6 protein-coding genes are annotated in these 8,354 nt (G+C 42.5%); 1 reads left to right on the top strand and 5 read right to left on the bottom strand.

Features of this window, described 5'->3' with window-relative positions:
* Positions 1-690: 690 nt before the first annotated feature.
* A complete protein-coding gene (locus AC3LHT_RS06390) occupies positions 691-1,764 on the top strand; it encodes a glycosyltransferase family 4 protein (protein ID WP_488662317.1) in 1,074 nt (357 codons plus the stop codon).
* Between the two features lie 169 nt (positions 1,765-1,933).
* Here the strand turns inward: AC3LHT_RS06390 and AC3LHT_RS06385 are convergent, their stop codons facing one another.
* From AC3LHT_RS06385 to AC3LHT_RS06365, 5 genes are all read right to left on the bottom strand, one after another.
* On the bottom strand, positions 1,934-2,545 hold the full coding sequence (locus AC3LHT_RS06385; protein WP_488662316.1) for a class I SAM-dependent methyltransferase: 612 nt from the start codon (positions 2,543-2,545) through the stop codon (positions 1,934-1,936).
* Positions 2,546-2,615: 70 nt separating this feature from the next.
* Positions 2,616-4,061 carry an oligosaccharide flippase family protein gene (locus tag AC3LHT_RS06380; protein WP_488662315.1) on the bottom strand — a complete coding sequence of 482 codons (1,446 nt, stop codon included), beginning with the start codon at positions 4,059-4,061 and terminating at the stop codon, positions 2,616-2,618.
* 14 nt (positions 4,062-4,075) lie between these two features.
* On the bottom strand, positions 4,076-6,097 hold the full coding sequence (locus AC3LHT_RS06375; protein ID WP_488662314.1) for a nucleotidyltransferase family protein: 2,022 nt from the start codon (positions 6,095-6,097) through the stop codon (positions 4,076-4,078).
* A gap of 121 nt (positions 6,098-6,218) precedes the next feature.
* Positions 6,219-6,971: a polysaccharide deacetylase family protein gene (locus AC3LHT_RS06370; RefSeq protein ID WP_488662313.1), complete on the bottom strand. Its 753-nt coding sequence runs from the start codon at positions 6,969-6,971 to the stop codon at positions 6,219-6,221.
* A 152-nt stretch (positions 6,972-7,123) separates the two neighbouring features.
* A partial coding sequence (locus AC3LHT_RS06365) for a glycosyltransferase family 4 protein (protein WP_488662312.1) occupies positions 7,124-8,354 on the bottom strand: 1,231 nt, incomplete at its 5' end.

The raw sequence follows: 8,354 nt of genomic DNA, 5'->3' as shown, positions 1-8,354 counted from the left end.
GTTCCGAAAGATGATACAGAGCGGCTTTGCGTGAGACCTTTTCTCTTCCGGTTTATCCGGGTCAGGATGAGACCTTTGAAAAATGTCAATTTTTGTTTAAGTTCAAGAAAGGCGAAAATTTTAACCACAGGGATACATTGAGTATTTCGAGGATTAAAATTTGAGCCTGACGCAGAAATTGAGCCAAAAGGGGCGTTTTGCAAAGGTCTCAGGATGACTAAAGAGTTGACATGACTTACTCCACAGTGATAGAAAGAGAGTGTCCGTTTCAGCCAAAAAGGAACATTTCATCCTTGCCTGACTTGAAGGAAGGGTACGGTGACGCGAATGATTTTCACCCACACTCTGTAACTTGTAAAGGCCTGCATTACACCATGGAAGCCGTGAATGCAGGAGGGCCAGCTTTGGATACTGTACTTTTCGGCATTTCTCTATGAATCCGTGCGGAATGATTCGTCTCCCCATTTATTAGAGGCCCCGGAACCACCAAGGGTCTGGCAACAAAAACTTGCCCAGGGGGATAAAGCTTATAACCTGTTGTTTTTATTACATGCCAATTTGAAAAAAGTGAGAAAATCAAAGGTCTCGATCATTATGAGCGCAATTCATTTGCAAGGGACTATTATGATTGATATTTTTGTGCTAATCTGGAGATCAGCTTATTTGGTGTCGTAAGAAAGGATAGGGATCATGCGTGTGTTAAACCTGCTGCCAGAAGACCGAGGTGGCGGAATTGAATCCTACTATGAACAGTTGAAAAAGTACTTTACCGTTCCGGTAACTTACTTCTTTGTTGGTAAGAGACGCCAGGAGAAGGGCAAATTGAACCAACTGCGCAGGATGATCTCTGATTACCGTCACTTCAGCCAGATTCTTAACGAAAACCAATATAATCTTGTTGTCGTTAATCCATCTTTGGATGTCAAAGGCATTATCCGGGATGGCATATTCTTGTTGATCGCCAGGTGGAAGGCCATAAAGACAATCGTTTTTTTTCATGGGTGGCAGGAGCCGCTGTCTGCGTGGATCGATAGATACTTCCTGCGACTGTTCAGGTTCGTTTACGGTCAAACGGATGCGGTAGTCGTTCTATCCGAACGGATCAAAAAGATCTTGATTTCATGGGGATTCAGACAACGGATCCATGTAGAGGTTACCGTCATTTCAGATGATGTCCTTAACGCCTTTTCATTCAAGGAAGCATTTTCGAAAAGAATTGAATCTCAACGTTGGCGTCTGCTTTTCCTAAGCCGCATTTTACGGCAAAAAGGGATATTCGAAACCATTGATGCGTGGGCCGGTCTTAAAGACAAATATCCAATTGATTTACTGATTGCAGGAGATGGAGAAGATCTTGAAAGTGTTAAATCCTATGTTCGTTCTACAAATTTGTCCAGTGTGTCCTTTTGCGGGTATGTAGTAGGAAAAGAAAAGGATTACCTTTTCAATGATGCACACCTGTACTGCCTGCCGAGCTACACGGAAGGCATGCCTGTTTCGGTCGTGGAAGCGATGGCATATGGATTGCCGGTTGTAACCCGATGGGTAGGACGACTGCCCGAGTTTTTCATAAACGGTGAACACGGGTTTGCAACTACCAGCAAGGATCCTGGAGTTTTCAAGGGTTTCATCGAGAGGCTATATCAAGACAAAACGCTGTATAGTAAAATCTCTTCAAACAATCATTCCTTTGCCAAGTCCAATTTCCTCGCATCCAAAGCTGCTCTTAGGCTTAAGAAAATTTATACTTCGACAGCGAACTGATTACAACAGAAACTCTGATATATCCTTAAGAGTCCGCAGTGTCTAATCTTTGCCCTCATTCATATGGAGAGGATTCTTCTATCCCATCTTCTATAGTGCCCAAAAAAATATCTCTCAAAAACAAGACATTACTCTGGCTGCTCCGGGAACTTACTACCCGCTAACAAGTTCACTTGAACACCAGTATAATTGATTCATTGCCTTCTGCCACATATTTTTCTATAACCTTGAAATGTTTCTCAATCATATTTGCTATATTCTGGAACCTTTCCCTATCGCTTATTCTCACAATCATAACGCCATCCTTTTTCAAATATCTGTGGTATTTATTCAACACCTTTCTTCTACGGAACCTGTTTACATAATAGAGTGATTCTTTAAATAGAATTACGTTGTATTTTCTGTCTGGAGTGTACCTTTCGATATCTCCGACAACGAAATTGTTCCTGGATTTCCTAACGCTGTCAGATTGACACATAATAACTGCATTCTCAATTGCAACTTCAGATATATCAACCCCCATATAAAACCGGCATTTGTTTTCACCTATCCTAAGGCCTGTATTCCCCATTCCACAGCCAAGGTCCAAAATACTTCCTTCGGCACAATACTTCTCAAGAAAACCCAACTCTATATCATCACAATAACTCTCGGTAGAGCCACTCTTTGTAAGATAATCCCACTGGCCATCAGCGTATTCCTGGTCCCAGATTCTGGATTTAATCTTATTATTCCCAATCCTCTTTAGAACCGCCTCTTTAAACCGTATTACTTTTTTCATTTAGAACCTTCCATAGCCTACGATATTAATAAAAAACCGGTCCTGAAAAGCCTATGCAAAATCATATTCTTCAATTCCTCTCCACAGTTTTTAGGTGCCATACCTGGCGAAACAAAGCAAAATCATCAGCAGAAATGGCTCTAAGCCCAAAAACCAGACTCCCATATATGACTCCGCCCAAGGGCACCAAAGTCCACAGAGACAATTGATTTCTGACAGCCCATGTCACGACACCCATAAAGGTTGCCGCCAAAGCAAAGCGCCAACTGAAATGCACGAAGTTGATTTTTGTTCCATCGCGTTTGATGTAAAAGGATAGAAGCAGCGCGTTAAGTAGCAGACTTGCTGGGACTGTGATGGCGGCGCCTAACGATGCCAACGATGTAATCAGAAAATAACCGCACCCCAACCTGGCGGAAAGCGTAATGATCCGCACCCATAGCACTGCATATTGTTGGCCACGAGCGATTAAAACACGCCACAAAACAGAATGGAAAAAAGCTAGAGGTAGAGTCCAGGCCAGTATCCGCAATAGTAAAGTTGCGTTTTCAAACCCAGAACCATAGCACAGGTTGATGATCGGTTCAGCGGTTGCGATTATGCCAGCAGTGAGAGGAAAGGAGATAGCCAGAAGATATTTGATAGATTTATCCTGAATCATCTGAGCCTTCTGATCCGCTATATAATAGGAGCGACTTAGCACAGGGTAAACATTCTTCATGAAAATCTGAGGAATAAAGTACCAAAAACCTGCCAATTTCAATGCTGAACTATAGAGACCGACCTGCGCTTCCTCTTGAATCAGAGAAAGGATGATGATCTCCGGCTGAGCAAACAAAGCACCAAGAATAGACAAGGCCGCAAATACCTTAATCTCCCTAACTATCTCTATGGCGAAGGATACCTTGAATTCCCAACGCAGTCGATCAATGTGCCAATTGATAAAATAGAAAAAGGTTACCATAACAAGGTATTCGACTGAAACAAAAACGACAAGCAGGCCCACCACACCATAACCTTTAATTAATAAGAACACGCTCAAGCTAATGTTGACTATGGTCGCGATGAACTTAACATACATGACGAATTCAACGCGCTGATGTGCTATAAAGACGGCGTCTTGAACCGTATTTAGTGTTCCCGGAAGGATAGCCAGGATAATTACATACATCCCGGCCGTCAATTCAGGTGAGTAAGCGAGATGGGGCACGATAATGAAGAATAAAACCATTATCACAGCCGAGACTACTGTCGCTACCACGCTTGCGTGAATAACGTAACGGCTGGTCCTGGAATGATTTTTGGCGATTTCGCGGACCAGGTAGTCCCCACTCCCCATTGAACCAGCCAGAGAAACAAGACCATAGTAAGCCAACGCAGTAGAATAAATCCCCAGGCCGGTAACATGGAGCATGCGCGAAATCAACAGAACCATTATCAAGCCGCCGGCTCTGGTAATCAGATTCGCAGCGGCAAGTGCGATCGTATTCTTGAAAATCTGCCTGACCTGACTCATTTGTGCCAATTGCCTCAAGGTCGCATCCCTAAGTCCTTTTCCTTTTCAACCCAATAAACAAAATCAGTAATATCGTATGGTTTTCTTCGCACCAAAGACAGAATGCCACTTGCAGTCTTGCGCACCAATCTGAGCAATAAAGATCTGTTTTTTTGATGCCCAAAGATGAATCTGAGCAAGTACTTGAGTTTGGTTTTTGCTCCGCGACTGGAGAGGAAACTGAGCAGAAAAAAAAATCCGTACTGAAGATCCGCGTGGCGCTCAAAAGAATCTGGACCGTAGCGTGCCCATTCCATTACTCTCGGCGGAGATGTGCAGCCTGTTAACGAGGATAAGATCGCTGGGGGTATGGACATATTGTCCAACAATTTGTTCACTATAAGCATTCCCTTGGCAAAATGCTTCAGTACGGCAAATTGTTTGGCCTTGCGGACTAATTGCTCCCAATCAATCTGTTCCGTGTTTTCCCTGAAAAACTCCAACAGATTATTCAACCCAAACAGGCGATTGTGCTCTTGAACTCCCAGGCAGGTCCCAAGGTAAAGGAGCATATCTTCCGGCGAAAGAGCCATAATTTCGATGCAAGCAGCAATCCGGCTATCATGACCTTTATGGCAAATTAATTTGCCTCTTATTGACCGAATTGCGACGTTTTTTTTGGATCTGGGAGTGGCCTTTTTCACTTTAAAGAGGTACTCAAGGCTTTCCTCTATCGCGCATCGAATGGCTATTTCCGTGGAGCGGTCGGCCAGCACTGGATCTGCGGAGATAATCTTCCGGTCCTTCTCGTATGATTTAGATTCATGTCCCCCTATCGGCTTAAATCCAGAGTCCACAAAAGCTTGACGAATATGAGATAAGTCATGATGAAAGACGAAGAAACGTATTGGCTCGAAGGATTTTAGCAAGGGGTCTGGAAAGACCTTCTCTGGAAATGTCCCATCAAGGATAAAGGCAGTCCCACCTATATTTCTAAAGACAGAAGCAATATTGTCAATTTCTCTGTACAAATGCATAGCGCTGACCGCCTGTTCCCGGACTACCGCTTCAAACTCTTTCATGACTACTGCAGGAGGTGAAGCCGCCAGGCGAATCTCATCCAGGGAGGAATGCAGGGGGCTAAGGTTGCCAAACAAAGGCGAAAATATACTTCCTTTGAAGTAACCTGGCTCAATTTCTCTCATTACATCTCGAGGAATCGGTGTGTTAAACAAATATTTCACCAAGAACAAAACATGGTAAATTGAGGATTCTGCACCAACTTTTTTGGTAATTTCAATTAGATATTGCCAGTCCAGCAGACCCTCATAACGCCTCAAGAGTTCAACGATATCACAGAACAAGATTAGTTCTGCATAGGAGTGCCCTTCAAGGTGTAGACAGAGATGAAAAAGCATATCCTCTGGCTTTGGAACCAGTATCTGAGAATCATTTATCGCCATTGGGATGGCGCTTTGCCACATTCTATCGATCTTGAAATCAAGGCGGCCTTCGCGGTAAATATCATATTCCAGTTGATGAACATTCCATTGCAAATCAATCCACACATTGTCGATTTTCCTCTGGAAATTTTGACCGCAGGCGTATTTTAAAGTGAAAGGTGTGTCCGGATCGGGCAACGGAGTGAAGCCCAAATTAGCCATGCAGATTGCAGCTTTTTTATAGTCCTTCCTGTGTATCAGGATGTCAATATCACCCATAGGCCGCAATCCTATATCCACATACACCTTCCGGGCCAGCTGTATGTCTTTCAGCCCCATAGCTCGTATGCCGGCCTGTTCAAAGACCTTTGTTACATCCCTTATGACCCGGTAGAGGCGGTCATTTCGCAAGCAGCAATTTTGATAAAGCTCCCGCAGTTCTTGAATAATACCAACGGGCACGAACCCATCGAATTCTGCAACCCGTTCTACCTGACGCAGGCCACTGTAGAATAAGGGCGATACTCCGTGTATGATTGACGTTTTTAAAATATAGGCCCAGTCCAGCTCACACTGCAGCAAATTTGTCGCTGCTGCAATCGCCTCGTCACTCATCTTCACTCTGGAACATTGGATCAATAGTTGGTCTTCAGATGCTATAGTCATTTTTTTTAGAGAAATAAGAAATTGCTGTCTATGGTGGACTGGCGCGCTCACAAAATAGAAAGATCATATTTCAGGTTGTTTTTGATTCCTTCAGGGGGGTACCCCTGTTTTTCAGCAATTTGAATAAGTATTGCAAATAATAAAGCCAGTCGTAGCCACCTGCAAGTTTAGCAGCAAGAAGCTTGGAATCATCAAATGTGTTTACTGGCAATCGTTTCAAGAAAAAGGATTTATCAGTTAGTGACGTAGTCCCAATATTTGTAGTGGCACAGCAGTTAAAACAGTATTTTTCAAGAGTGTCTCTCAGATATTTCTTGAACGCCATATCTTGCGCAGGAAATGCATAAGGGTATGAAAAAGACCTGATCGACGTTCCAATTTCATTTTCGATGGCCTCTTTAGATTCCCTAATTTCAAATTCTATTTCACTCTTCCTCAAGGCATACAAATCAAGATGATTTACCGAATGAGACCCAAAGTCGATTCCATTTTGACTTAATTTGCTTATTTCACTCCAACTGAGATACTCCTTACTCTTGAGCCTCATATTACCTTCTTTTTGCATGAAACCGGTAGGCAGAAATACCGTTGCTGAATAGTCATATTGGTTAAGAATACCGAAGGCTTCACTGAGAAAGTCTCTGAATCCATCGTCGAAGGTGATAACAACTGATTTTCGTTCCAACCTCTTATCAGCAGATTGCTGTAAGATGAGGTCTTGAAGACTGAGGTTGCTATATCCGTTATCATGCAGGAACTTCATGTGATTGGAAAAAACTGAGGGATGAGTGGAAGTCTCAAAGTAGGGGTGACCACCTTGCATTCGGCCACTCGCAATACTGTGATACATCAGAATCGGTACTTGCTGTTTGGTTCTTCGCCTATTTCTCCTCAGCAATAGATAAAATAGATATAGCGTTAGAGGGCGGTCTATTCGGAAATAGGTCATGGTTAATGAAAGCTCTTTGATCTAATCTATAGGTTTTTTCTTGAAGCAATAAGTGAATTTACTAAATTGAGATAGATATATTTCTTTGCATCCCAATTGTTATTCTGTATAAACTTATACGCATTTTCAGATAGCTTTTTGCTCAATTTCTTATCTTTTATAAGCAAGACCATGGCTGAGGCCAAATCTTCCTCATCTTCAGGGTCAAAAAATTTCACCATTGATTCATCAAAATAGTATTGATCGATTTTGGTTCTGGAAGCAATAACTGGAGTCCCAATGGCCATAAACTCCAATATTTTTGTGCTGAATGCCTCTCCTCCAAAAGGATCGTTGCGTTTAGGTACAATCCCTATATCCGCGTTTGCCATGAGAAGAGCAACTTCTTCAAGAGCGACCCCTCCTTTCAACAGAACCCTTTCTTCCAAACCGAGTGTCCTAATCAATGACCTTAACGTGTCCTCTTCCGGGCCATCACCATAGATGTAAAAGTATGCATGGGGGACGTCAGCCTTAATCATGGAAAAGGCCTTAATGGCCACATCGAGGCCCTGATGCCAATAAAAACCCCCGGGATAAAGCATGATGATTTTTTCCTTCTCTCGCAATGTGGCCGAATTTTTCCTATGAAAGATAGTAGGATCAGGGAAATTTAGAATAACAGTGCACTTTCCTTTCCTTACTGAGCGAGAGAGTAGCCTGTTGTGCCAAATGTGATTTGAAATGATCACATGATCTGAAAAGGCAATAGAGAGTTTTTCAATGAAAACCAATGTTTTGAAAACAAAAGAGTTTTTCGTTACGCCAAATTTGTTCGCATAGAATTCAGGGACTATATCATGAATATCTAAGACGATTTTAGCGCCATATAATTTTGGCACCAGGGCTGCAAAAACTTCAAAATCGGGAACTGAGTGAACATGGATAAAATCATATGGTCTCTTAAGGCTTTTTCGGCACAGAAAGAATGATGATAGTATGAAAAACTTCAATAACCTATACAGATAAGTCAGATTATGGGTTTCATTAGGGATCCTTTCCTGAATTTTGCAGATTCGAACACCTTTTATCTCCTCATACCTAACCATCCCCTTTTCCCTTAACGAAATTACGTCCACATTATGCCCCTGTTCGGCAAGTATCTCGGCATAGCGTCTGACGCGTCCGTCAGTTTGGTAAAAGGTATATGCAACCATACAAATATTCATTGATATATTTCCTCTATCGGTTTTGGCAGGGGATTCATATGGCAGATTT

It is taken from the genome of Kosmotoga sp. (assembly GCF_982836095.1).
Note: the sequence above shows the minus strand (reverse complement) of the source record. Positions and strands in the feature narration are given on the sequence as shown.